The organism is Bacillota bacterium (genome assembly GCA_024653485.1).
Classification (GTDB): domain Bacteria; phylum Bacillota; class SHA-98; order UBA4971; family UBA4971; genus UBA6256.
The window spans coordinates 17,590-44,091 of the sequence record JANLFY010000009.1 but is presented as its reverse complement, the minus strand read 5'-3'; the positions used below and the strand labels follow the sequence as shown (position 1 = coordinate 44,091).

Annotated in this window: 18 protein-coding genes, 2 tRNA genes and 1 other RNA gene; 19 read left to right on the top strand and 2 right to left on the bottom strand. The window is 60.5% G+C overall.

Going from position 1 to position 26,502, the window contains the following annotated elements; translation table 11 throughout:
* The first annotated feature begins 146 nt into the window (after nt 1-146).
* The 13 genes from NUW12_08540 (at nt 147) to NUW12_08480 (ending at nt 14,126) form a co-directional block, all read left to right on the top strand.
* A complete protein-coding gene (locus tag NUW12_08540; protein MCR4402817.1) occupies nt 147-791 on the top strand; it encodes a stage II sporulation protein M in 645 nt (214 codons plus the stop codon).
* A gap of 150 nt (nt 792-941) precedes the next feature.
* Entirely contained in the window at nt 942-1,898 is a 957-nt protein-coding gene (gene glyQ, locus NUW12_08535; protein MCR4402816.1) for a glycine--tRNA ligase subunit alpha, read from the top strand.
* Nucleotides 1,891-4,005 (top strand): glycine--tRNA ligase subunit beta, encoded by a 2,115-nt coding sequence (gene glyS, locus NUW12_08530; protein ID MCR4402815.1) that lies wholly within the window; start codon nt 1,891-1,893, stop codon nt 4,003-4,005. Before glyQ ends, glyS begins: the two co-directional genes overlap by 8 nt.
* 155 nt (nt 4,006-4,160) lie before the next feature.
* Complete coding sequence (ppdK, locus tag NUW12_08525) at nt 4,161-6,863, top strand: pyruvate, phosphate dikinase (GenBank protein ID MCR4402814.1); 2,703 nt, start codon at nt 4,161-4,163, stop codon at nt 6,861-6,863.
* Nucleotides 6,864-7,387: 524 nt separating this feature from the next.
* Nucleotides 7,388-9,334 carry a DNA primase gene (gene dnaG, locus NUW12_08520; GenBank protein ID MCR4402813.1) on the top strand — a complete coding sequence of 649 codons (1,947 nt, stop codon included), beginning with the start codon at nt 7,388-7,390 and terminating at the stop codon, nt 9,332-9,334.
* A gap of 112 nt (nt 9,335-9,446) precedes the next feature.
* Nucleotides 9,447-10,589: an RNA polymerase sigma factor RpoD gene (rpoD, locus tag NUW12_08515; protein MCR4402812.1), complete on the top strand. Its 1,143-nt coding sequence runs from the start codon at nt 9,447-9,449 to the stop codon at nt 10,587-10,589.
* 102 nt (nt 10,590-10,691) lie between these two features.
* A tRNA-Asn gene (locus NUW12_08510) sits at nt 10,692-10,766 on the top strand.
* Nucleotides 10,767-10,773: 7 nt separating this feature from the next.
* Nucleotides 10,774-10,848 (top strand) — tRNA-Ile (locus NUW12_08505).
* Between the two features lie 326 nt (nt 10,849-11,174).
* Entirely contained in the window at nt 11,175-11,357 is a 183-nt protein-coding gene (locus NUW12_08500; protein ID MCR4402811.1) for a TraR/DksA C4-type zinc finger protein, read from the top strand.
* Between the two features lie 64 nt (nt 11,358-11,421).
* A complete protein-coding gene (locus tag NUW12_08495) occupies nt 11,422-12,135 on the top strand; it encodes a C4-type zinc ribbon domain-containing protein (GenBank protein MCR4402810.1) in 714 nt (237 codons plus the stop codon).
* Nucleotides 12,136-12,226: 91 nt separating this feature from the next.
* Nucleotides 12,227-12,679 carry a ribonuclease HI family protein gene (locus NUW12_08490; protein MCR4402809.1) on the top strand — a complete coding sequence of 151 codons (453 nt, stop codon included), beginning with the start codon at nt 12,227-12,229 and terminating at the stop codon, nt 12,677-12,679.
* Between the two features lie 255 nt (nt 12,680-12,934).
* Nucleotides 12,935-13,317, top strand: an RNA gene (gene rnpB / locus NUW12_08485) — RNase P RNA component class A.
* Nucleotides 13,318-13,562: 245 nt separating this feature from the next.
* Nucleotides 13,563-14,126: an ECF transporter S component gene (locus tag NUW12_08480; GenBank protein MCR4402808.1), complete on the top strand. Its 564-nt coding sequence runs from the start codon at nt 13,563-13,565 to the stop codon at nt 14,124-14,126.
* A 124-nt stretch (nt 14,127-14,250) separates the two neighbouring features.
* Here the strand turns inward: NUW12_08480 and NUW12_08475 are convergent, their stop codons facing one another.
* A complete protein-coding gene (locus NUW12_08475; GenBank protein ID MCR4402807.1) occupies nt 14,251-15,327 on the bottom strand; it encodes a leucine dehydrogenase in 1,077 nt (358 codons plus the stop codon).
* A 329-nt stretch (nt 15,328-15,656) separates the two neighbouring features.
* On the opposite strand from NUW12_08475, the gene NUW12_08470 reads away from it, so the two are divergent.
* Genes NUW12_08470 through NUW12_08460 form a run of 3 tightly spaced genes read left to right on the top strand, consistent with a single transcriptional unit; the run spans nt 15,657 to nt 20,618 of the window.
* On the top strand, nt 15,657-17,144 hold the full coding sequence (locus NUW12_08470) for a hypothetical protein (GenBank protein ID MCR4402806.1): 1,488 nt from the start codon (nt 15,657-15,659) through the stop codon (nt 17,142-17,144).
* Complete coding sequence (locus tag NUW12_08465) at nt 17,041-17,283, top strand: DUF6504 family protein (GenBank protein ID MCR4402805.1); 243 nt, start codon at nt 17,041-17,043, stop codon at nt 17,281-17,283. The genes NUW12_08470 and NUW12_08465 overlap by 104 nt, the downstream gene beginning before the upstream one ends.
* Nucleotides 17,284-17,312: 29 nt before the next feature.
* The gene (locus NUW12_08460) at nt 17,313-20,618 is read left to right on the top strand and encodes a DNA polymerase III subunit alpha (protein ID MCR4402804.1); all 3,306 of its coding nucleotides are present in this window, start codon (nt 17,313-17,315) and stop codon (nt 20,616-20,618) included.
* A 248-nt stretch (nt 20,619-20,866) separates the two neighbouring features.
* Here NUW12_08460 and NUW12_08455 read toward each other — a convergent pair whose 3' ends face one another.
* Entirely contained in the window at nt 20,867-21,790 is a 924-nt protein-coding gene (locus NUW12_08455; protein MCR4402803.1) for a class A beta-lactamase-related serine hydrolase, read from the bottom strand.
* 516 nt (nt 21,791-22,306) lie between these two features.
* On the opposite strand from NUW12_08455, the gene NUW12_08450 reads away from it, so the two are divergent.
* The 3 genes from NUW12_08450 (at nt 22,307) to NUW12_08440 (ending at nt 26,500) form a co-directional block, all read left to right on the top strand.
* Nucleotides 22,307-24,187, top strand: coding sequence for an ABC transporter substrate-binding protein (locus NUW12_08450; protein ID MCR4402802.1), 1,881 nt, complete (start codon nt 22,307-22,309; stop codon nt 24,185-24,187).
* 139 nt (nt 24,188-24,326) lie between these two features.
* Entirely contained in the window at nt 24,327-25,505 is a 1,179-nt protein-coding gene (locus NUW12_08445) for an ABC transporter permease (protein MCR4402801.1), read from the top strand.
* Between the two features lie 32 nt (nt 25,506-25,537).
* Entirely contained in the window at nt 25,538-26,500 is a 963-nt protein-coding gene (locus NUW12_08440; GenBank protein ID MCR4402800.1) for an ABC transporter permease, read from the top strand.
* Nucleotides 26,501-26,502 lie beyond the last annotated feature (2 nt).

The following is a 26,502-nucleotide window of genomic DNA, read 5'->3' as shown; positions in this document are numbered from 1 at the left end:
CATTTTCGACGAGTGGGCTCATCGCGAGGAGACGCGCCCGTCCGGGCACGGACGCGATGGGTCAATCAGGGTGGAACCGCGGGAGCGACCTCTCGTCCCTGGATGTTGCGTCAAGGGCGAGAGGTTTCTTCATGGGGGGGAACGCGATGAGGGCACCGGCCCTCTTGGCGCGGGTTCCGAAGGTTCTTCGCGCGAGCAAGCGGTACATGTTCTTCACGAGCGTACTCTTCCTGACCGGGGTGGTGTTTGGGTACGTGGCGTTCCGCCGACACCCGGTTGACTCCTCGTGGTTGTTCATCCTCCTCGACCAGAAATTCGGCCCCATGGCCCGGGCGATGTCCACGATGCGAGTCACGGGCATGGCGGGCATGGTCTTTTGGAACAATCTCAAGGCAGCGGGACTTCTGGTCGCTGGCGGGGCGCTGTTCGGAGTCCTCCCGATGATCATGGTCTTCATCAATGGGCTCCTCGTGGGGATGGTTTCCGGAGACGTGGCGCGTCAGGGGTTTGGGTTGGTGCCCTTCATCCTCACGGGCATCCTGCCGCACGGTATGTTCGAGATACCGGGTTACGTCATCGGCGGTACGCTGGGGATGAGGCTCGGCTTCAACATCCTCGGGTACCAACGAGGGCTGCGTGAAGTCAGGAACATCAAGGTGATCGTCCTCGACACCCTGCTCGTGCTGACAGTGGTGGTGGTTCCTCTCCTCATGGCGGGTTCGCTCGTTGAGGTAACGATCACGCGTCACCTCGTTGAATGGGTCATGGGCGACGCGCTTCGGTGGCACTAGGCGAGTCAGGGCACAGGGAGACGGTTGTTCCCGTCGCCAGGGACTGCATGGACGGGACCGCATGATCGTATCGACGGATATCCGCGGGCATCAAACCACGCGAACAGCGACGCAGACGGGTGCGGGCGCACGGAGGTAGGGGGAGAGCGCGTGACATTTCAGGAAATGATAGGGAGGCTGGAGTCGTACTGGTCCGCGCAGGGGTGTGTCTTGCAGCAACCCTACGATGTGGAGGTTGGGGCGGGCACCATGGCGCCGGCCACATTCCTGCGCGCCCTCGGTCCGGAGCCATGGAAGGTCGCGTACGTTCAACCATCCAGGCGACCCGCGGATGCCCGCTACGGCGAGAATCCGAACCGAGTCTTTCTTCATCATCAGTTCCAAGTCATCCTGAAGCCGTCCCCTGAAGACGTGGTGGAGGTGTACCTCGGAAGCCTCACCGATGCTCTGGGAATCGATCCCATAGAGCATGACATACGATTCGTCGAAGACAACTGGGAGGCTCCGACGCTGGGCGCATGGGGCACGGGTTGGGAAGTCTGGCTCGATGGCATGGAGATAACTCAGTTCACTTACTTTCAGCAGGTCGGAGGGATCGACACGCGGCCCGTTTCCGCGGAGATCACATACGGCCTCGAGAGGCTCTGCATGTACCTGCAGGACGTTGACAATGTATTCGACCTCTCGTGGACGGACACTATCACCTATGGTGAGATCCAACGTCAGTTCGAGGTGGAACACTCGAAGTACGGGTTTGAGCTCGCGGATGTACGGGCCCTCAACCTCCTCTTCAACACATACGAGGCTGAGGCGAGGAGGGGGCTCGACGCCGGCGTTGTGCTTCCTGCGTACGACTACGTCCTCAAGTGCTCTCATGTGTTCAACCTGCTCGACTCGAGGGGGGCGCTCGGAGTGAGCGAGCGGACGGCTTTCATCGCGCGAGTGCGGGCGCTCGCCCGGGCGTGCGCTGAGGCGTACGTGCGCAAACGTGAGGCTCTCGGCTTCCCCTTGATGACGGCGTTCGGGGGACGACCAGCGTCAGCGCTGATGGCGGGAACGGCCGGACGGGATGCCGGTGAGCAGCAAGGAGGTGCCGCCGATGAATGACGCGCCTGTTCTGCACGGGCGCAGAGACGCTGTCCTCGAGATAGGTGCCGAAGAGATTCCCGCAAGGTTTCTCCCAGAAGCGCTGCGGTACATAGAGCGTGAAGGCGCGAGGATTCTCACGGAGGAGCGTGTGGACTACGAAGACGTGAGAGCGCTTGGCACGCCCCGAAGGCTCGTGCTGTACGTGGAGGGAGTCGCGCCGCTCGGGCCGCCGCTCGTACGTGAGACCAGGGGGCCCGCGTACAGCGCGGCGTTCGACGCTTCGGGGAACCCCACTCGTGCGGCAGAAGGTTTCGCCAGGTCTCGTGGCGTGCGCGTGGAGGACCTGGTGATCAAGGATGAGCCGAAAGGCCGGTTCGTATACGCCGTATCCCGGGAAGACGGAAGGCCGGCGCAGGACGCTCTTGCCTCGGCGTTCACGCGGCTCATCGCGGGCATGAGCTTTCCGAAGTCCATGAGATGGGGAGACTTGGACTTCCGATTCGCGCGCCCGATCCGTTGGGTGCTGGCGCTTCTCGGGGAACAGGTGGTCCCTCTGGAGGTGGGAGGCATAGGGTCCGGGCGGCTCACCGCCGGACACAGGTTCCTCACAAGAGGGATGCTCGAGGTTGCCAAGGCGGAGGACTACATTGCGACTCTGAGGGCGGCCCATTGCCTCGCGGATCATCGGGAGCGACGGGAGGTCATAGCTCGCGGGGCCAGCGAAGCGGCCAAGTCCTTGGGCGGCAGAATCGTTGAGGACGAAGACTTGCTCGAGGAGCTCACTTTCCTGTCAGAGCATCCCGTCCCGCTAGTGGGGCGCTTTGATCCGGACCTGCTCCGTCTGCCCAGGGAGGTTATCGTCACACCGATGCGGGATCATCAGCGGTACTTCCCTGTGGAGGACGAGAGGGGCCGCCTCCTGCCCGCGTTCGTGGCCGTCCGTGACGGTCTCGCGTCGCGCATCGATGCAGTGCGCAGGGGCAATGAGCGGGTGCTTGCGGCGAGACTGCAGGACGCAAGGTTCTTTTACGAAGAGGACACGAAGGCTCACCTGGAGACGTATATCGACGGATTGTCAGGTGTAGTCTTTCACGAGCAGCTCGGCACCATGCTAGACAAGGCCCGCCGTGTCGAGCGGCTGGCGGCGGACATATGCGTGAGGCTTGGCCTTTCCGAGGGCGTAAGCAAGGTGGTGACGAGGGCAGCTCAGCTTTGCAAGGCCGACCTCGTGACACATATGGTGAAGGAGTTTCCTGAGCTGCAAGGGGTCATGGGCGCAGAGTACGCTATGGCCTCGGGTGAGGACAGTGACGTAGCGAGAGCCATATCCGAGCACTACATGCCGAGATTCGCTGGGGACCGCCTGCCAGAGAGTCGCGCAGGGATCGTACTATCGCTCGCGGACAAGATGGACACGGTCGCCGGGTTCTACGGGATCGGGATACAGCCTTCGGGCTCTGAGGATCCCTACGCCCTAAGGAGGCAAGTCTCCGGCATAGTGAGCATCCTGCTGGAACGCGACGTGGACGTTCCCGTCTATTGGCTTGCGTCCCGGTCCGTTTTCTTACTTGAGCAGGCTGGGGTGCTCAGACTCCCGCCGGAGGAGGTGAGCGAGGCCATCTTGGATTCCACACGGCAGCGCATGCGGGCGACGCTCATAGACCGAGGCATTCGTTACGACCTCGTCGATGCGGTGCTCGGAGCGGGTTTCGACGATGTACCCGACACCCTGCGCCGCGCTGAGGCTCTCGCTTCTGCCAGCGGCACGGAGGAGTTTGGGCGGGCAGTCACAGGTTACACCCGCGCCTCCCGCATAGCGGGTTCGGAGGACCGTGGGGAGGTGGACGAGTCGCTGTTGGGTGAACCCGCGGAACGGAGACTCTTCGTTGCGTTCTGCGAAGCCAGGGAGGTTGTCGCGGCCGCGGTGAAGAGGAAGGATTACGCCAGCGCGCTCAAGGCCATGGCTGAGTTGGCTGACCCTATCGACGCGTTCTTCCGCGATGTGCTGGTAATGACCGAGGATGAGGCTCGAAGGCACAACAGGCTCGCGCTCCTCTCACGCGTGGCCGGGCTTTCGCGAGGCATCGCGGACTTCTCCAAGGTAGTCCAGACTGAGACGACCTGAAGACCTGGAGCAAGACTCGGATTCGAGTGACACACATCGTGCGACGCGCGGGCGCGCCTGCTGAGCGAGTCCTGGCGGGAGACGAGAGGCGACGCGGCGCCCGCGGCCCAGCAGTATACGATCGAAGGTCAGAAACGAAGGAGGTAGAACCATTCATGGCCAAGAAGTACGTGTACTTTTTCGGCAAGGGCAAGGCTGAAGGTGGCAAGGAGATGAGGAACCTTCTCGGAGGGAAGGGCGCGAACATCGCGGAGATGACCAACCTGGGGATACCCGTTCCCCCTGGGTTCACCATCACCACCGAGGTGTGTTCCTTCTACTACGACAAGAACAAGCAGTACCCACCAGAGCTTGCCGATCAGGTCCTCGAGAACCTCCGGAAGCTCGAAGACGCGATGGATCTCAAGTTCGGCGACGCGGAACGACCCCTCCTCGTGTCGGTGAGATCGGGCGCTAGAGTATCCATGCCCGGTATGATGGATACCGTTCTCAACCTCGGCCTCAACGACGAGACCGTGAAAGGGCTCATCAAGCTCACGGGGAACGAGCGATTCGCGTACGACGCGTACCGCAGGTTCGTGCAGATGTTCGGCAACGTCGTGCTAGGCGTCTCCCACGACGACTTCGAGGAGATCCTCGAGGGCAAGAAGAAGAGCCTCGGAGTGCACCTTGACACCGAGCTCGATGCGGCTGCCCTCAAGGACGTGGTGAGGGCCTTCAAAGCGCGGATCCGGGAGAAGAAGGGGATCGACTTTCCCGAAGACCCCATGAAGCAGCTTGAGATGGCGCGCGACGCCGTTTTCGGGTCCTGGAACAACCCCAGGGCGATAACGTACCGCAAGATACACAACATACCGGGCGATTGGGGCACGGCCGTGAACGTCCAGGCGATGGTGTTCGGAAACATGGGGGAGAACTCCGGCACGGGTGTGGCGTTCACTAGAGACCCGGCTACCGGCGAGAAGAAGTATTACGGTGAGTACCTGAAGAACGCGCAGGGCGAGGACGTGGTGGCGGGCATCAGAACTCCCAAGCCCATCGCGGAGCTCGAGCGGGAGATGCCTGAGGTCTACCGGGAACTCACCGGTATCTTCGAGAAGCTGGAGCGTCACTACCGCGATATGCAGGACGTGGAGTTCACGATCCAGGAAGGCAAGCTCTTCATGCTGCAGACCCGCGCGGGAAAGCGGACAGCCGCCGCGGCAGTGAAGATCGCCGTGGATATGGTGAGGGAGGGTCTCATCACCAAGGAAGAAGCCATAATGCGCGTGGAGCCGGCGCAGCTCGACACGCTCCTTCACAAGATGATCGATCCCAAAGCGAAGGTGAGCGTCCTTGCGACGGGTGTCGCCGCTTCCCCCGGTGCAGCGGTCGGTGCGGTCGTGTTCACGGCCGACGACGCCGCTGAAAGGGGCGGCGCCGGCGAGAAAGTCATCCTTGTCAGAAAGGAGACCTCGCCGGATGACATCCATGGCATGGCTGCGGCCCAAGGCATACTCACGAGCAGAGGCGGCAAGACGAGCCACGCCGCGGTCGTGGCGCGCGGCATGGGCACACCCGCGGTCACGGGTTGCGAGGCCATCACCGTGGTTGAGGCGGAGAAGCTCTTCCGTGTGGGGGACGTAGTGGTCAAGGAAGGCGACGTCATAACCCTCGATGGAACGAACGGCCGAGTCATTCTGGGCGAGGCGCCGCTCGTGGACCCCACAATAGGCGGCGATTTCGCGACTCTCATGGATTGGGCTGACGAAATCAAGTCCCTTGGGGTGCGAGCAAACGCTGACACACCGCACGACGCAGAGACGGCTCTGAAATTCGGGGCGAAAGGCATCGGCCTGTGCCGAACAGAGCACATGTTCTTCGGCGAGGAGCGGGTCCCTGTAGTTCAGGAGATGATCCTGGCTGAGACGACCGAGGCGCGACGCGCGGCCCTCGACAAGCTGCTGCCGTTCCAGGTGGAGGACTTCCGCGGGATCCTGAAGGCGATGGCCGGTTACCCGGTGATCATCAGGCTCCTGGATCCGCCGCTCCATGAGTTCCTGCCCAGCCACGAGGAGTTGCTCGTGGAAGTGACCAAGATGAAGCTCCAGGGGACCGACGGCGAGGGACTGAGGAAGAAGGAAGCGCTCCTGGCGCGTGTCGACAAGTTGCGTGAACTCAACCCCATGCTCGGACACAGAGGGTGCAGGCTGGGCATAACCTACCCGGAGATCAACGAGATGCAGGCGAGGGCCATATTCGAAGCAGCTTGCGAGCTGGTGAAGGAAGGATACAAGGTCTTCCCGGAGGTCATGATCCCGGTGGTCGGGCACGTCAGAGAGATCGAAATCGCTCGTGAGGTCGTGGAACGCGTCGCCAGAGAGACTATGGAGAAACACGGTGTGAAGCTCGAATACATGGTCGGGACCATGATCGAGCTGCCTAGGGCGGCTCTCACAGCCGACGAGATAGCCAAGGAAGCCCAGTTCTTCTCGTTCGGCACGAACGACCTCACGCAGACGACATTTGGCTTCTCTCGAGACGACGCCGAAGGGAAGTTCCTGCCGTACTACCTGGAACACAATATCCTGGAGCACAACCCGTTCGAAGTGCTAGACCGAAAGGGCGTAGGACAACTCATAAATATCGCTGTGGAACGCGGAAGGCAAACCCGGCCCGAGCTCGAAGTGGGTATATGCGGGGAGCACGGGGGGGATCCTTCGTCCGTCGAGTTCTGCCACGACGCAGGCCTCGACTACGTGAGTTGCTCTCCTTTCAGGGTGCCTATCGCGCGATTGGCCGCGGCGAGGGCTGAGATAAAGAACCCGCGTAAGGCGACAGGCAAGACAGGTAGAGTGGACGAGTACACCACTGCGTAACCCCTCAGGCAGGGGATCGCGGAAAAGCCCGCGTAGGACAAGAGAGCAAGGTGCCCCCAAGCGCGGCCATGGTCGCTTGGGGGCACAATCATCAGCAGTCCGTCAACCAGAGTGCCGTGGTCACTTCATGCGCTCGCGATGGCGCCTGACGCGAACTGCGCTTGCGAGCGATGCATCGGTCGCACGCGAGGCGGCCCTCGGGCATATACTGCCTCAAGTGCGGTATACTACCAAATATGCGAACACATGGTCCGTTTGAGCATCGCTCGACATGTCGGTTGGTGTGAGAAATGTTGGTCAGCCGGGAGGATTCCGGCAAGAGCCGTCGAATCGTGTACGCCAGTCTTCGTGTCCTTCGGGGACATACGAAGAGAACGTGGCCGCGAGCGTGCACACTCCAGAGAGAAGCGGCTTTCTTTCGCGTGGAGAGCCTGGCAAGAGAGGAAAAGTGCCCGAGATGGCGAAAGAGGAACTACAACGAACGCATCTCGCTGGCGTGCGGTGCGGCAAGGAGAACCGATCCCATGCGCGGCTTCAGTGACGATGTTCTCGACGAGCTCCGCGCGAAGAGCGACATAGTAGAGGTGATATCCGGATACGTCGCGCTGAAGCAAGCGGGCAGGACTTACAAGGGCCTGTGTCCGTTTCACGCGGAGAAGACGCCGTCCTTCGTGGTGTCCCCTGAAAAGCAGCTCTTTCATTGTTTTGGGTGCGGGGCCGGTGGCGATGTCTTCAGCTTCGTCATGAAGATCGAGAACCTGAGCTTCGCGGAAGCAGTGAGGCTCCTCGCGGATAGGGCCGGAATCGTAGTCGACGAAAGAGCGCAGGGAGCGGCGGAAGCTCGCGAGGAGCAAAGGGCGTTGTACGAAGCTAACGAGGCCGCGTGCGAGTACTTTGAGAGTGTGTTGGCAAGAAGCCCCGAAGCCAGGAACGCACGTGACTATCTAAAGCGGCGTGGTCTTGCGGACGAGACGGTGGCCAAGTTCAGACTTGGGTTCGCCTCACAGTCCTGGGACGCCCTCCTTAGGGCACTGAGCAGGCGCAAGATCGCCAAGGAGACTCTCTTGGCTGCCGGTCTGGTTGTGCCGGGCAAAGAGCCAGGGAGCTGCTACGACAGGTTCAGGGCGAGGCTGATGTTTCCGATATGCGACCCTTCGGGAAGGGTGATAGGGTTCGGGGGACGGGTCCTCGACGACTCGGTCCCCAAGTATCTGAATTCCCCCGAGACGGTTCTTTTCAAGAAGGGAAGAACCCTGTACGGCCTGCACCTCGCGAAGGACTTCATTCGCAAGGACTCTACGGCGGTCGTCGTTGAGGGTTACATGGACGCCATCACCGCCCACCAGCACGGCTTCCGGAACGTGGTTGCCTCGCTTGGTACAGCGCTCACAGAGGAACAGGCAAGGACGCTTCGACGTTATGCACCGGCGGTGGTGATAGCTTACGACGCTGATGCTGCGGGAGCCGCGGCGACCGTCCGTGGCATGGAGATCTTGGCAGACGCTGGGCTCACGGTCAAGGTGGCGAGCCTTCCTGAGGGAGAGGATCCGGACGCGACTCTCCGACGAGGCGGGACCGAAGCTCTATCGCGTGTTCTGCTTGATGCGAGACCCCTCGTTGATTACAGGCTCCATCTTGCGGTCTCCAGTTCTGACCTGGCCACGGTGGAGGGAAGGGTGCAGGGAGCGCGCGAAGCGGCAAAGGTGATCGCAACCGTGAGGAGCGCTGTCGAGCGCAGCGAATACACTCGAAGAGCCGCCTTGCTTCTCAAGATAGACCCTGAGGCGTTGGGCAGGGACGTTGAGGCGCTCGTGAACGAGCGAACCGTCCGTGGAGACCGGCGTCGACTCGGCTGGCGGAGGGCGGCAGACCGAGGGACCGAGCGTCAAGGGGCGCCGGTGGCGGCCCAGGCTGGGGATAGAATCGCTGGAAACAGGCATACTAAGTCAGAGGATGATATTGCCAGATCAGGCGAGACGATGAAAGTCCTGGAAGCCGAGAAGATCCTTCTCAAGCTGATGGCCGAGAACAGCTCGGTGAGGGCCACCGTGCTCTCAGAGATTGGGGTAGATGGCTTCCATGACGCGAGGCACCGAGAGATCGCAAGGGCCCTGGTGGATGAGGCCGCGCGTGCCGAAGCCGATGGCGAACGGGATCTCGCGGTCGATCCTGCGAAGATAGTTGGGTCCCTTGACGATGAGGAGACTCGTCGGTACGCCTCCGGGATTCTGCTCGGACAGGCCGGCGAGGAACAGGGCGACCCTGCGAAGATCGCTGGAGACTGCCTCTCGGTGCTGAGAGAGAGGTGCCTTAGGAAAAGGATCCGTGAGCTCGAGAGGGAGCTTGCGTCGCTGGACGGCTCTCTGGACGGCTCTGAGGCGGTGGAGAAATCGAGATACCTGCTGGCGGAGCTTGGAAGCCTTCGGGCGAGGCTCTCGAGGGAGTTCCAGCCGTTCTCGGGGAGCGGGTGAAGCTCACCAGCGCGTCGCCACGCGATGCGTGTAACGCAAGGGGACGCGGTGACCACACAGCCGCCATGGCCGGCAAGGCGTCGATGGCTGGCGACGGAAAGGAGGGATGATCATGAAGCCTGGGCAGCCTGACATGCCCGAGTTGAAGGAGCTCATCGAGCGCGGCAAGAGGAAGGGCATGTTGACATACAGGGAGATAATGGACGCGCTTCAGAACGTGGAACTGTCTCCTGAGCAAATAGACGAGGTGTACGAAGCCCTCAGCCAGATGGGCATAGACGTCGCGCCTGATCCGGGAGACGGCGAGGCAGGGCAGATCACCGATGAGGCCGTGGTTCCGAGTGGACCTGATGGGCCGGACGGGCCGGACGGGGAGGCGGTGGTCCGTGAGGACGTGGAGCTGGATCTCTCTCTCCCTGAAGGCATCAGCGTGGATGACCCGGTCAGGATGTACCTCAAAGAGATCGGGAGAGTCCCGCTCCTGACGGCCGAGGAGGAAGTCGAGCTCGCGAAGCGCATCGAAAATGGCGACGAACAGGCTAAACGCAGGCTTGCCGAGGCGAACCTCCGGCTCGTGGTCAGCATCGCCAAACGGTACGTCGGCCGTGGCATGCTCTTCCTCGATCTCATACAGGAAGGAAACCTTGGCCTTTTGAAGGCCGTGGAGAAGTTCGACTATAGGAAAGGCTACAAGTTCAGCACGTACGCGACGTGGTGGATCAGACAGGCGATAACCCGAGCAATAGCCGACCAGGCCAGGACCATACGAATTCCCGTCCACATGGTCGAGACCATCAATAAGCTTGTCCGGGTTCAAAGGCAGCTCGTGCAGGAATACGGCCGAGAACCTACGATCGAGGAAACGGCGAAAGCCATGGACATGAGCGAGGAGAAGGTCAGGGAGATCATGAAGGTGGCTCAGGAGCCCGTGTCCCTCGAGACGCCCATAGGCGAGGAAGAGGACAGCCATCTCGGGGACTTCATCGAAGACGAGGAGGTATTGGCTCCCGCGGATGCGGTGTCCTTCCACCTCCTCAAGGAGCAGCTCGAGGACGTTTTGGACACGCTCACCCCAAGGGAGGAGAAGGTGCTCCGACTGCGCTTCGGGCTTGACGACGGCCGGTCTCGCACCCTTGAAGAGGTCGGGCAGGTGTTCGGCGTCACGCGCGAGAGGATACGCCAGATAGAAGCGAAGGCGCTCCGAAAACTCAGGCATCCCAGTCGTAGCAAGAAACTCAAGGACTACCTGGAGTAAACCCCGGAAGCCGGACGGAGGCAGCGTGCGGATTTCGCAGCGCCTGCCTCTTGACCGGGCGGGACCACGCGTGTATAATAGCACGTGTGAACGAGGTTTTGTTCCCTGGTAGCTCAATGGCAGAGCGGCCGGCTGTTAACCGGTAGGTTGCAGGTTCGAGTCCTGCCCAGGGAGCCAAGTATTTGGGCCTATAGCTCAGCGGTAGAGCAACCGGCTCATAACCGGTCGGTCCCTGGTTCGATCCCAGGTGGGCCCACCAGATTTGTGGAGCGGGCGAGGTTCGCCCGCTTTGCGTATGTAGAGGTGCATTGAGGACAGTCCAGCATTCCCGGCCAGTCCCTTCGATGGAGAGGAGGGTTCCCGAACCGTTACATAAGGTGGACTGCGTCGCCCGGGGCTCGGCGGGGCGTGAAGCCTGGCGTCGCAAGCGGCGTGCAGGAACTGAAAGCCCGGTGTAGAAATAACTATAGTAGCGAAGGGGGAAGGCTGTGCCCGTCGGGGACGTGTCTGGCAGCGGGTTTCTCCGGCATGAGGGCCTTGAGACGAGCAGGAACGGCAGACCGGAGGAGAAAGGGGCCCAGAAGGATGGTCGTGAAGTGCGAAATCTGTGGCAAGGTCATCCCAAAGGCGAGACTTGAGATTCTGCCGACGACGAAGCGGTGTGTGGACTGCGCGAAGAAGAACGGTACAGACGTGCAGGCAAAGCGCACCGAGGTCGGCATGGATATCGAAACCTACAAGGACCTACTGGGGGCGATAAGGAGCTAGGGCAGCTCAACGCGGCCGATCGCTCCCTTTAGTTTAGTACGACGACGCGAGGGGAATAATGCCAATGATGGAGATACAGTTGCTCTTCGAGCTCCAGCGGCTGGACATGCAGAGGCAGCGGCTGGAAAGGGCTCTCGCGGAGCTGCCTGTCAAGAAGGAGATAAAGGGTGTCGAGGACACACTTGCGTCGTTGCGCGCAAGCCTCTCCGATACGAACACGAGGCTTGCGCGCGTTCGTAAGGAGCAGAAAGAAGCTGAATGGAACCTGAAAGAGGCAGTTGGGGCTATCGAGGCCATTTCGAGGAAACTATACGGGGGAATCGTGACGAATCCAAGAGAGATAGAGGGGATGCAAGGGAAACTGAGGATGCTGGAGGCGAGCAAAGCCCGGTTCGAGGACCACGTCATAGGTCAGATGGAAGAGATAGAGGCGGCGGAGTCGCGTGCGAGCGAGCTGGGTAGGGCGATCGCCGAGGCGTCCGCGAAATTGGAGGCGCTGAAAGGCGTGCGCGACACCGAGGTGCGCAAGATCGAGTCTGAGATAGCGCAGTTGTGCACGGAGCGCGACGCGCTAGTCGCGAAGATCTCCCCCGGTGTTCTGGCAAGGTATGAGCAGATTGCGAAAGACAAGGGCGGTATTGCGGTAGTTCCGGTCAAGGACGGGATTTGCGGAGGGTGTCACGTGGTTCTCCCGACTTTTCTCGTGGCTCGGGCGAGATCCAATGACCAGGTGGTCCGATGCGAAAGTTGTGGAAGGATCCTCTGTTGGGTCGGGTGATCGCGTCTCGAGCATCGGATCGAGGCTGAGCAGGCCGGGAGGTGCGCGGGATCCGACCGCGCCGGTCCGGCGGAGTGTCGGGGGGAACGTGATGGACGAGCGTGCACAGGCTGAATTGGAGAGAGAGCTCATTATATACAGCGATGGCGCGTCAAGGGGAAACCCGGGGCCGGCCGGAATCGGCGCCGTGATACTTGACGAGAACGAGAGCGTGGTTGCCCAGATAAGCGCTGGGGTAGGTGTCGCCACGAACAACGAAGCCGAGTACCTCGCTATCGCGAAGGCGCTCGAGACCGCGCAGGAGCTCGGAGCACGCAGGGTGCGGGTCTATGTTGACAGCGAGCTCGTGGCGAGGCAGCTATCCGGGCAGTACGCCGTCAAGTCTGAGCGCCTTCGCCCTCTGGTCGCCGAGGTGCAGAGACTGAGGCGCCTCTTCGACTCATGCCCCGTGAGACACGTTAGACGGGAAATGAACGCCAAAGCTGACCAGCTTGCTAACATGGGCATCGACGGCGACCTCGGGCTACGGGATCCTTCGGACTAGTCGTCCGGCCGCGACACTAGCCGGGTGTCTTGGTCACCGCAGGAACGCGTGCGCAAACGAGACCCGGGGAGGCGCGCGCAACGGTGGCCTGATTTGACATATGGGCACGTAGATGTTAGAATCCTTGTGGGCCTGAGCTCCGGGTCCGGCTGTGACGAGGTCGATCCGGAGGTCGATCCGGTTGAAGACGCGGCGCGATAGCGACGCGGCCTTCGTCTCTTGGGCAGGGCCCGAAAGAAAGGTGAGAGCAGAGAGCAAGCAGATCGGGTGGTCGCGGGCGCGTGATTCCCGTGGGAATCGCGCGCCTGAGGAAAGTCCGAACTCCGCAGGGCAGGGTGCTGGGTAATCCCCAGTGGGGGCGACCCCAAGGAAAGTGCAACAGAGATGAGACCGCTTGCGCGGGCGAGGCCGCACGAGGTCCGAAATCGCGTGAGCAAGGGTGAAACGGTGCGGCAAGAGCGCACCAGCGGCCGGGCGACCGGTCGGCTAGGCAAACCCCACCCGGAGCAAGACCAAATAGGAGGGACATGAGGTGGCCCGCCTCCCCCTCGGGTACGGTCGCATGAGGTCCGGGGCGACTCGGATCCAAGACAGATGACCACCCTCGACAGAATTCGGCTTACAGATCTGGTTGCCTCGCTCACTTGGGACTGGCGCTCCTAGTTCAGGGGCGCCCGCTCTCTATCGTGGTCGTATTGCCGTGCCGTGTGCTGTCATCTCGGGCTTTCCGAGACCCGTCCGTGGCGCGGGAGTCGGGTAGGGGCTTCTCGTAGCCGCCAGAGATCCCGGAGATCCTGGAGACCATGTCGAAGCGGGCGGCACTGCCACCGCAGCCGCACATGACGGCGTTGCGGGAAGGGCCGTGCACAGGGGGCTGATCTTGATGCGTAGTAGTCGCTGCATAGTGCGAGAACTTGCCCACGGTGCTGTCTTTATCGCGTTGGGAATAGTGATCCCCATGTTCTTTCATGCCGTTGGGGCGGGCAAGGTTTTCCTTCCGATGCACGTGCCGGTCCTCTTGGCGGGCTTTTTCGTTGGCCCGGTCATCGGCGGGATCGTCGGGTTTCTGACGCCTCTATTGTCCGCCATCTTGACGGGGATGCCTCCTTTGATTCCACCTACCGCGCAGGCCATGATGGTGGAGCTGACCGTGTACGGGTTCCTCAGCGGGCTCTTATACAGAGCGTTGAAGCAGAACGTGATAGTCGCTCTCGTGAGTGCTATGATAGGCGGTCGCCTGGTGTATGGCGCACTTGGTGCGTACCTCTTGCCTCTCTTTGGCCTGGACTCCGTGCCGGTGCTGTATCCCCTGACGGCTGGGATAGTAGCTAGCCTCCCGGGCGTGGTCCTGCAGTTGGTTTTCGTTCCCGGTGTGGTGTACCTGTATGAGAAGACCATGAAGGCGAAGGCCGAAGCTCCTCGTCGGACAGAAGGATATCGTAAGTGACGAGGGAGCCATCGGAATGAAAGGGGCTGCTGGCTTGCCTGAACGCCGCTTGCCGGCAGCCCCCGTTTCATTCGTTGTCTTTCGTGGCACGTGGCAGTTGCTGCGAGGACCGCAGCGAGATGTGTCAGATGCAACCGGACCGGATTCGCCGCATGATCTTGCCCACGGTGGCGATGCGCTCCTCCGCGAGCCGGTCGGCAGCCTTGTAGGTCGGAACGTTGTCCCGTTTGGATATCTCGACCACCCTGAGTATGGTGTCGTAGATGCCCGCCGCCTTACGCAGAGCCCTCTCGCGACTATATCCGAAGAGGCCGTCCGCGACATTGATGACGCCTCCGGCGTTGATGATGTAGTCTGGTGCGTACAGGATTCCCGTGTCCTGCAACACGTCGCCGTGTCGATTCTCTTTCAGCTGATTGTTGGCGGAGCCTCCCACTATCTTACACTTAAGCCTGGGGATTGTGGAATCGTTGAGGACAGCGCCGAGGGCGCAAGGGGCGAAGATATCGCACTCGACGTCGAATATGGCGTCTGGCTCCACAGCTCTCGCTCCTAGGTCGCGCACTGCCCGTTCTACCTTGTCCTGAAAGATGTCCGTGACGATGAGGTTGGCGCCATCATCGCGCAGGTGTTTGCCGAGATGGTAGCCGACGCTCCCGACTCCCTGGATCGCCACGGTAAGGCCTTTCAGAGAGTCGCTGCCGAAGACCACCTTCGCGCATGCTGCGAGGCCACGCCAAACGCCATAGGCGGTCACAGGACCCGGGTCGCCGCTGCCTCCAGATGCGCTGGACGAACCTCCGACCCATTTGGTCTCGCATCTCATGGTCTCAACATCGTCCACGGTTATGCCCACATCCTCGCCTGTGATAAACCTGCCACCGAGAGTGTCCACGAACCGGCCGAACGCCCTGAAGAGCTCCTCTGATTTGTCCTTTCTGGGGTCACCGATGATGACCGCTTTCCCGCCGCCGAAATTGAGGCCGGCCGCGGCGTTCTTGTAGGTCATGCCGCGAGCGAGGCGGAGCGCGTCGACGACCGCCTCCTCCTCGGTGTTGTACGGCCACATTCGGGTGCCGCCAAGGGCGGGGCCGAGGGTGGTGTCGTGAATGACGATTATCGCCCGCAGGCCCGTTGATGTGTCGCTACAGAAGAGGACCTGCTCGTAATCGTGTTTCCCCATCGCGTCAAACAGGTTCATCGCCTTGTCCTCCTTGTCTTGAGGTTTGGAAAGGGGCCTCAAGTGAGAGATGCCGGCGGCAGAGGTTATCCGCCTGGACGATGGTTCGGCAAGCACACCTTCCTCCTTTCGAATTGCCCTGGAGTGTACGTTGAGTTGCGCTTGCAGCAGCGCTGCCCCATAGTTGTTTGGACATATGCGCACGAATTCCTTCCGTGCCCATACCTTATGGCAGGATTTGTATTGACAGGAAGGCGGCAAGACTCATATACTATAAATACGAACTGATGTTCGACTAAGCCTTTCCGTTACATGTCTTGACTTTGAGCAGGCTCACGAAGGTGAAGCCCATGTCAGTGGTTGTTGCGCATGTTTGGGTGCCCGACTTCTATGTGGAAGCCGAGGTTTTACTAGATTCACGCCTGAAAGGGGCGCCCATGATCCTTGTCACGAAGAGTAAGAGAGTGATGGCCACGTCTCCGGGTGCGAGGAATGCGGGGATTAGACCAGGGATGTCTCTATCTGCGGCGCGACTCGTGCACCCAGATGTGATCGATGTTGGCTACGTTCCTGAGCGTTACGATAGGCTTGCCGATGATTTATGGGAGGCATGCGCGCAGTATAGCCCGGCTGTAGAGCCCTTGGCTCAACACGAAGCGTTTGTCGACCTTTCAGGGTGCGCCGATGTTCCGGAAACGCTCGGGAGGATTTCTCAAGACATACAGGGCATAATTGGGAGTCGTCCCGTGTTCGGGGTAGCGCGCTGCAAGCTGGTGGCGCGGGTGGCTTCGGGGGTGCTCGACGAGGCAGGGGAAATGCCGAGGGGCGAGGAGTTTCGACACCTCATAACCGGCTCAGCGAGGGAGGCCGGGCATGTGCACATCGTTACCGGGAAAGAAAAGGAGTTTCTCGCCCCCTTGCCAGTGGATGTGCTCTGGACGCTCGATGAGGATGTGATCGAGCGATTACTGCGCCTTGGGCTGAAACGGGTGGGTGAGGTGCAGGCGATAGGGAGGTCGGCTCTCGTCGATACGCTTGGAGAGGTGGGGCACATTGTTTACGAGCGCAGCTTAGGCACGGATCGTGCGCGGGTGATACCTGTCCATCCCAAGAGGATGGTGACCTTTCGCAAGGTCTTTGATGATGACGTGTCCAGCGAGCCTATCTTGGCACGTATAGTGGAGGCTGGCGCTGTATGCATGGAACAGAAGCTCAGGGCCAGTTCTGTGACTGCCCGTCGGTGGGGTATAGTGCTCGATATCGCCGGGCGCGAAGGTGAGAGCCAAGTGGCGCGCGAGCAACGCTTTTCGAGGCCACCAGAGATGTGCGGGGGTGTTACGGGGATATACAGGAGCCTTCTGAGAACGGTGCTGCTGGCGCTTTATGATGAAGCACCATCAGAAGCCGAATCGCCCGTGGCGCGCGAATCGCCTGTGCCGCTTGAGCGGGTGTGTCGCCCAAAGCGGAAGATGGAGCGATGGGAGCCGGCCACAGGTGGGCTGCCTCGTCCTGTGAGGGCGCTATCGCTTGTAGCAGCCGATCTCGTACCCGTGGTAGCCGCATTTCAAGCGGATATGTTCGCCCCTAATGTGACAACTGACCAAGCTCGATCCGTCGATGCGGTCGCGGTTCGGGTGAGAGAGAAATTCGGAACAAGAAGCCTTTTTCCTGGAAGCCTGCTTCAGTGCGAAAGGAAAGATAGGCTTCTGATGGCCTGGGAGGCTTGTTTGCATCATGAGGAGGATAAACAGGTCGCTTCAGGTTGTCGCGCGGGAAGACCTACGTCCGGAGAGGTTCTATTGGAGGCGAAAATGGCTTCGTGTGCTTTCCATTGTTGACGAGTGGCGCGAGGTAGGCGATTGGTGGCGAGGGGAAGGAGAGAGGCGCGCCTTTACCGTGCTTGCCGATAACGGTGGGGTGTACGAACTTTGCTGCGATGAGCGCGAGGCCTGGCGGCTCACAAAGATCTTCGATTGATTGCGTTTCATTGAGGGAATTCGGAGGGAATGTCAAGCGCCATGGGCAGGTTCGCTCATCTCCACGTGCACTCTCACTTCTCATTCCTCGACGGGGCGTCCAGCGTCGAGGCGCTCGTGAAGCGGGCGGCGGAGCTCGGCATGGAAGCCATCGCCATAACCGACCACGACAACCTCTGCGGGGCAGCGAGGCTTGTTCGAGCCGCCCGACGGCATGGGATAAAGCCCATCCATGGCGCCGAGGTGACGCTAGAGGAGGGAAGCCACCTTGTACTCCTGGCTGAAGGCCCCGAGGGTTATTCGAACATCTGCACGATCCTCACCGAAGCGTATATGTGCAAAGATTGGGAGCGAGTCATAGCGGGCGCTGGTGCACGACCATCTGCCGAGATGTTCAGCGGCACGGAATCCGTTTTAGAGTTCGCCAAGCGCCGTCTGTCGCCGAGAGTGGCTCTGTCTTCCCTCGAAGAGCACCACAGGGGGATCATAGCGCTTTCCGGATGTATCATGCGAGGCGCCATCCCGACACTCGTTCGGGCGGGCAGGTACGGGCGGGCGCTTGAGTTCGCTAAGCGTCTTGCGGGGATTTTCGGGCGGAAGAGCTTCTACGTCGAGCTCGAGAACCTTGCCGTCCCTGGGGGCGACCGCCTGACCTCCAGCCTCGCCGCGCTGGCGGAGGAGGTCGGGGTGGGGGTCGTGGCTACCAACGACGTTCATTACTGCGAGAAGTCAGACTTTGCGCTGCATGACGTTCTCACTTGTATCCGCACGCTGACCCGGCTCGACCAAGTACATCCTGAGCGAAGGCTCAACGCTGAGAACTACTTGAAATCCATCGAGGAAATGACATCCATCTTTCGGCGCCATCCAGAGGCGCTAGCGGCTGCTGGTGAGATAGTGGATCGGTGTTCCCCAGGGCTTTCGCTCGATCAGAGACTCTTCCCCATCTTCGTCCCTCCAGGTCAAGCGGGGACGTCGGCCGAGTACCTCCGACGACTAGTGTACGAAGGCGCTTCATCGCGTTATGGGACCATCACCCGGGAGATTAGGTCGAGGCTCGACCACGAGCTCAACGTCATATGCACCCTCGGATACGAAGACTACTTCCTCATGGTATGGGACGTTGCGAACTTCGCCCGGCAAGAGGGGATCCGGTTCGCGGGGAGGGGCTCCGCTGCGGATTCCGCAGTAGCATACTGCCTTTTCATAACGAGCGTGGACCCGATAGCTCGAGGTCTTCTCTTCGAGAGATTCCTCAGCCTCGAGCGGGCGCAGAAGCCTGACATCGACATAGACTTCGACGCGAGAAGGCGGGACGAAGTTCGGGATTACCTGCAGCGCCGGTACGGTCCCGAGCATGTGGCGACGGTATGCACCTTCAACACGTTTCGGGCAAGATCGGCCGTACGCGACGTGGGAAAGGCCATGGGATTGCCTGCGGAAGACATGGACCGGCTTGCGAAGCGTCTCCCGTACTTGTGCGCGGACGAGATCGGGGCCGCTTTCGAAAGATACCCAGAGCTTCGTGAGGGTGGAATCTCCGCAGAGAAGTATTCCCGTTTGTTCGAAGTGTGCGAAGCGCTCGCGGGCGTGCCGCGCCACATCGGTACCCACCTGGGCGGGGTGGTTGCCAGCCGGGTGCCACTCGTGAAAGTGACCCCCTTGCAGATGGCTGCGCGAGGAGTGGTGATAGCACAGTTCGACAAGGACGACGTGGAAGACGTCGGTCTCATCAAACTCGACATGCTGTCATTGCGTATGCTCGCGGCGGTGGAAGACTCGGTGAGATGGAGCGGCCAAGATTACCAGCGCATTCCGTTGGATGATGAGGCGACCTTCAACATGCTCAACTCCGGGGAAACCATAGGCGTGTTCCAATTGGAAAGCCCCGCGCAGCGGGCTCTCCAGGGGCGGCTTGGGGCGAACACGATTGAGGACATCGTGGCGAGCGTGGCGCTCATACGGCCTGGTCCCGTGCAGGGCAATATGGTGGAGCCGTTCATCGCGAGGAGGCGGGGGATCGAGGACGCGACTTACGTGCATCCCAGCCTCGAGAGGATCCTCAAGAAAACGTATGGTGTGGTGCTCTACCAGGAACAGGTGATCGAGATCGCGACGGCGGTGGCCGGCTTCACACCAGGGGAATCCGACCGTTTGCGAAAAGTGATGACCCACTACCGTTCCAGATCCGAGATGGATGGGATAGGAAAGGAATTCCTGAGGAAGGCGATGGAACATGGTGCCTCGCGTGAGGTTGCCGAGACGGTGCTCTCGTATATAGTTGCGTATGCAGGCTATGGTTTCTGCGAGGCCCACGCTGCCGCCTTCGCGGATACCGCATACAAGACAGCGTACCTTTTGCGCCACTTTCCTGCAGAGTTCTATGCGGCCATCCTGAACAACCAGCCCATGGGGTTCTATCCGCCGAACACCATATGCGTGGAGGCCAGGCGACGCGGGGTCCGGATCCTTCCGGTCGACATAAACAGGAGTTTTGAGAGGTTTGCCATCGAGAACGGCGCGATACGCGTGGGACTCCTCCAAGTGCGGGGGATGAGCGAGGATGCGGCCTCGAGGATAGTCGCGTCCAGGGGGCCGCGGGGATATTCCTCCATCGAGGACTTCTTTGTTCGGGTACCTGTGGACCGAAACCTCTTCGAAAACTTGATACTGTGTGGGGCGTTCGATTCCCTCTGCCCAAACCGCAGGGCGGCACTTTGGGAGATCACAAGGCGCTTACGTGAAGGCGAGCAGCCGGGACGTCGGTGGAGGGACGAGACTGGCCCAGACGGGGTCAGCGCTCGTAGGGTTAGCGCTCGTGCCGACGGCGGCGACAGCACCGCCACTATCGTCGAGGGCGACGATAGCTGTTCTGGAGCTGACGGACGGATGCGAGACTCGTCATGGGGCAACGGTTTTCTGAGATACTTCGGGGACATCCCTGACTTTTCTGAAGTCGACAAGTTCAGGCACGAGTTCTGCATACTCGGTCTTCATCCTACGAGACACCCAATGGAGTTCTATCGCAGCCGTTTGGCAAAGGCAGGGGTGATCACGACCGCCGCGGCAAGGCAGATGGAGTCCGGCACCAACGTACGGGTAGCAGGGGTGGTAGTGCGACCTCATCGCCCTCCGACTCGAAGCGGAAGACTCGTGGTTTTCTTCTCGCTGGAAGATGAGACCGGCCTTGTCGACGTTACGGCGTTCGAGGACGTATACAGGCGGTGCGGGGGTGTGATGTTCACAAGTCCAATGCTCGTCGTGGAAGGGCGTGTGGACCGGCGGGGGACCACGGTGAGCATAGTTTCCCGACGGGTCAGAAAGAATCTCCCGTAACGATATTGAACCACACCTTGTGACGTCCGCGGCGCCTTCCTCACCCTCGAGGAAACACCCTCGAGGGAATCCAAGCCGGTGCCCAGGGGAGGCTGGCGGCTGGTTCGCAGGCATCGTTCTCGTGATCGTTGCAGCGGTCGCGCTGGCTGCATTGGCGGGGTGGGGCAGCCGTCGGCTGCCGCCTCCGAGGCAGGCAGACGACGGCGGAGACAGCGAGGGGGTGACCGAGGGAGGCAGCCGCGGGAAGGTCACACGGAGAGGCTGGCCTGATAATCGTACACCCTCCGTGAGATATCGGCGATCTTGGCGAAACCCTCGTCGATGTCAGCGACGTCCTTCGAAAGCACGACGAGGATGTAGGGCCTTTTCGCGAAGACGACACCGATGTCGTTGGCGACGCCAGTGACATCGCCCTCTTTGTGCGCCACCATGACGTGCGGCGGCAGCTTCCCGGGCAGGCCGACATGGTAGATGGGGTGGGCCATGTCATCCAGGAGGCGAGCCCCAAGATCCGGATGAGCCAGTCCGAGATCGAGAACGCCCTGGACGTACTCGGCCATGTCCTTCGCGCATGTGACGTTCCGTCCATTCGGGAACACGATCTCCCCACCGAGCTCTCTCATGAACGCCGCGACATTGTCCTTACCAAGATGCCTCAGGAGCATCCTATAGGCTACGTTGTCGCTTATCGTTATGGCCAGGTTCGCGAGCGTTCGAAGAGAGTAGCTGTCTCCATCCCTCGCCGCGAACTGAAGTATCCCTGCGCCGTCCTGGTAGTCCGAGGCACTGTCGAACACGACCCGATCATCCCAGTTCGCCTTGCCTTGAGCGATCAGGTGGTTGAGATAGAGCACCACGGGCACTTTCACCGTGCTCGCTGCTGTAATGGGCTCGCGTTCGTTGATTCCGAAGCTCGCTCCCGAACTCAGGTCGCGGAAGTACAGGCCGTACACCGCAGGCTGCGACTCGAGGTACGCTTCGAGCTCGGCCTCGAGAGGACCGTAATCAGGCCGCGGTCCGGTCGAAGCGGCGTCGTTTCCACGGTCGCTGATTTCGCTACCGCTACGTGAGGAGGAAACATGACGGGTCGAGGCCGCCCAGTAGAGCGTGCTCGCGACCGCGACGATCACCATGATTGCGACTCCCAGCACATGGCGCGCGTATCCCTTCATACGTGTCCCTCCTTCCTGCGAGACTTTCGTCCCATTATAAGCCCTGCCGCGACAGTTGGCCATGGTAACTTGTGGCTCGGGGGCTCGCCGCACGGCGATGTAGCCCGGGTTCGTTGGCGCCCGCGCGCGAGGGCAAAACACTGGCGCACACGCCCGCGCGCGTTGGGCGTCCGCCAGGTCAGGCAGTGCTGGCATAGGGTCGTCGAGTGCTGCACGGAGGCAAGGCGGCGAGCCCGGAGGAGCCGATCTTGTCATCGGCGATGACTCACGAATACGACACGGTAAGCAGACGCTGATGGAGGGCGCAAGTTTCCAAATGTCCGGAAGGATTCCGAGCAATCAGGGAGAACTATGATTGCAGGACAAATGGCGAGTTTCGTCAGGTTGGGTCGATGAGGAGGTGGTGCGTGGGCGAGCGAAGACGGACCTGACTTGCTTGATTTTGCTCACTTACAAGTTAGAAGCAGGGGATTTCGAAGGACAACTTTGGGAAGGCGAGAAGGAGGCTGTGCTTCGATGAGGAGATCTTTGAAGGGAGTCCTTGCCGGGTTGATTTTCGTTCTCCTCGTGGCGGGCGTTGCGTCGACTGGCTTAGCCGCTCAAGGCAAACTGTTTGAAATGGCCATTTTCGCGGACCCGACCACGATAAACCTGTTTTCGTCCCTCGGTCCGAGTTCCACTGTTTGGAACACGTTCGTCTCGAACAGCCAGTACTACACCTCTCTCTACACGAACGCCCCTCCGACCTGGGCTTTCGTGCCCGCCGCTGCGAGCGAGATGCCGAGCCCGCTGAAAGAGGAGAAGATCGGCGGCAAGACCTTCTACACATCAATCGTGAAGATGCGCAAGGACATCAAGTGGAGCGACAACACCCCGCTTACCGCCGATGACGTGGTGTTCACCTATAGTGCCATACTTGACATGGATCCCAACAAGCTCGGCGGGAACTGGCCGAGCATCGTGGATCCGGCTCTCTTGGAGCGTGTAGAGAAAGTAGACGATTACACGGTCAAGTTCATTCTCAAGGATAAGCCCGGGCTTTCACAGTGGCAGTACGGAATGCTCCAGTGCTACATAGTCAACAAAAAGTACTGGGAGCCTGTCTTTGCGAACGCCAAGAAAGCCGCCGACCCAGTAAAGGAGCTCTTCGCTCACGAGCCCGAGAAGCAGCCAACTACCGGCCCGTGGAAGTTCGGACACTGGGAGAAGGGCGCTTTCTGGCAGAACGTGCCAAACCCGGTGTATAGCGGGAAGGGCGAGGTCACGACCTTCTACGAAAACGGCGTCGTAACCATCGAGAACCCTCGGAGCGGGTTCAAGTGGCAGAGCGGCAAGCCGGAAGGGAAGGTTGAGCTCAAGCTGACCGAGGGTATGGACGCTACCGGGACGCTATATCGGATATTCCAGAACCAGAGCGCCGCCGTGCTTTCCCTCACGAGCGGCCAAGTTGACTTCGTGCTCAACTCCCTCGGCCTGCAGCGCGGCTTCCAGGAGCAGCTCAAGAAGGCGCCCAACGTCGAACTCATCGAGAACAGCGTGAACGGCTTCCGGTTCATGGCTTTCAACCTGCGCAAGTACCCCTTCAACATCAAGGAGTTCCGGCAGGCCGTATCCACGCTCATCGACCGCGAATACATCTGCGAGAGGGTGCTGCAAGGCATAGCGTTCCCACAGTACTCGGTCGTGCCTCCCGGAAACGCGTACTGGTACAACAAGAACGTTCCGCAGTGGGGCAAGGGACTCACCCGCTCTCAGAGGATAGCCGAGGCAGTGAAGCTTCTCAAGAAGGCTGGGTTCAAGTGGGAAGTCGAGCCGGAGGTGGATGTCGAGAAAGACAAGGTGCTCAAGCGTGGTAAGGGGATCATCATGCCGGACGGCAAGAAGATGCCCGAGTTCGAGTTCATGATCATGACCGCAGGCTACGATCCTCTCCGCTACACGTTCGGTCTGAACATCGCATCCTGGCTCAAGGAGATCGGCATCCCCATTGAGGCCGTGCCCACTGAGTTCAACGTGGTCAGCTCAAGGGTCTTCGACGAGCAGAACTTCGATGCGTTCCTCATGGGCTGGAGCCTGAGCCTGTATCCCGACCACATGAAGTGGTTCTTCCATAGCGAACAGGCTGAGGTAGGCGGCTTCAACGCCGAGGGCTACAGCAACCCCGAATTCGACAAGCTGGCGGACGACTTCGTAAAGGAGTCCGACATGGAGAAGGCCCGCGAAAAAGCGTTCAAGCTCCAAGAGATCCTTGCCGATGAGCTGCCCTACATAGTGCTCTTCGACACCCCGATGCTCGAGGCGTACAGGTCCGATCGCGTTCAGTTCCCGTACACGAAGGTCCTGAGCGGTCTGCAGTACGTTGGGGCGGCGACGAGCTTCGTGAAGATGCTCGACTGAGTGCGGTCGCATCCTGGGCGCGAGTTGAGTCGCGGCCTCTCGCGAGCGGGCCTGGGGTGCCCCAGGCCCGCTTGGGTTTCTCCGCTTTCGCGTGGGGTCGCGCGAGAAGGGGAAATCTGGCTAGGATCGGGGGATCGAAATGCGCCGATACGTCTTGAGCAGGCTGGGACAGGTCATCCTGACTCTCTTGGTATACATAACCCTTGTCTACTTCTTGCTTCAGGCCATGCCGGGGGACATCACCCAGATGTACCTCGCCAATCCGAAAATCCCACAGGCAGCGAGGCAGGAACTGAGAAGACAGCTGGGTCTCGACCAAGGGATAGTCATGCAGTACTTGGCGTATCTGAGAAACTTCTTCAGGGGAGAGCTCGGGGTGTCGTTCTCCCATTACCCGCGGCCGGTGTGGGATATCCTGATGGAGCGGCTGCCGAGGACCTTCGTTCTCTTCCTTACCGCGAACGTTCTATCCTTTTACGTTGGCTACCTGATGGGACGGATCATCGCATGGCGCCGAGGTAAGGTCGTGGATTACGCCGCCACGGTCGTGGGCATTACCTTCTGGACTGCGTTCTATCCTCTCCTTGCGCTAGTCTTGATTTGGGTGTTTGCCTATACACTCAAGCTCCTCCCGCTGAATCAATTCATTGAGCCCAAGGTGTGGCAGGGAGCTCCGTGGTCGGCCAACACGGTCTTCGGGTACATGGTATTCGGCGGCGGGGCGCTCGCGGTCTGCCTGTTCCTAGTCGCCTATGCTCTCCTGGGCGGCCTTCGGCGAACCAGGCGGAACGTGGCCGTTGCATGGCTTTCGGGGGGCGCGCTCATCGGTTTGGCCGCCCTGGCGGCATGGCGGGCTGGGCTGCTCGTCTACATCTGGGACATCGCCAGCCACATGGTTCTCCCGGTGTGCACTCTTACTCTCATCAGCTTTGCGGGAACCATGTTACTCATGCGCGACTCCATGCTCGAGACCGTGCAGGAGGACTACGTCATGGCCGCGCGTGCCAAGGGCCTTCCCGATCACATCGTGAGGGACCGGTATGCCGCTCGTACCGCGATGCTACCTACCGTGACGAGCCTAGTGCTCAGCCTCGCGAGCTCCATGAGCGGCGGGCTCGTCACTGAGACGATGTTCTCGTGGCCGGGTCTCGGTCAGATCCTCTTTCACTCCGCGCTCTCAAATGACTATCCGCTCGCGACCGGGGCTCTGGCGTTCACGGGGGTCTTTCTGCTGGTAGCTCACTTCGTTGCAGACATTCTCTATGCGGTCCTCGACCCTCGAATCACACACACAGGACACCCTGCGGCCGAGGGTTAGGAAGACGTTTGGCAAGGTAGGTGGGGGGAAACATGAGACAACTGGCTCCGAGTCCGGGCGCGGGTGCCGCTGTCATTGGAGAGCCTCTCTGGAGAATCAGATGGAAGCTCACGATGCGCGGGCTATCGCAGAACTGGGCGGTCTTCAGGGAAAGCCGCATCGGCGTTCTCGGACTGGCGATAATCATCCTATTCGGCCTCTTCGGCGCTCTTTGGCCGATAATGATCAACACGGTCTGGGATCCGCTCGTGTACCATCCCGTTGTGGGATTTGATCCCATGCTCGCCCATCCTTCGCCACCGACGAGGGCGCACCTCCTCGGTACCGACCCCATAGGCCGCGACGTCCTAGCCCAACTCATGTTCAGCACGGGACGGGAGTTCTTGTTGGGGGTGCTGTCGGCGCTCATCACCGTGGTGATAGGGACGATAGTCGGTACCATGGCAGCCTACTACGGTGGGTTCACTGACACGTTCTTCATGCGGGTGGCGGATATAATGATGCTCTTCCCGCTCATACCGCTTCTCGTGGTCGTCGGCTCAATGGTGAGGCTCAGTTTCTTCCCGTTCGCCGTGATCCTCGGTGTCTTGGGCGGGTTCGGCGGGATCACCATCATCCTGAAAGCACAGGCGCTCTCTGTGAAAGTCAGGCCGTACATCGATGCAGCTCGAGTGGCTGGAGGGAGCAGCTTTCACATAATCCGCGCGCACATCATCCCCAATGTGCTTCCGTTGTCGTTTCTGTACATGATGTTTGACGTCACTGCAGCTATCCTGAGCGAGGCGACGCTGTCGTTCTTCGGTGTGCTGAACATAGACATGAGCTGGGGCATGATGATACACACCGCTGAGGCAGCCGGTTACCTATTCGACTTCAGCAGGTACTGGTGGCTGTGGCTGCCTTCCGGACTCGCGATAACGGTGTTTTGCGCGGCGTTCTACATGGTGGGCCGTGGGCTGGATGAAGTCGTGAATCCACGGCTCAGAAAGAGGTGATC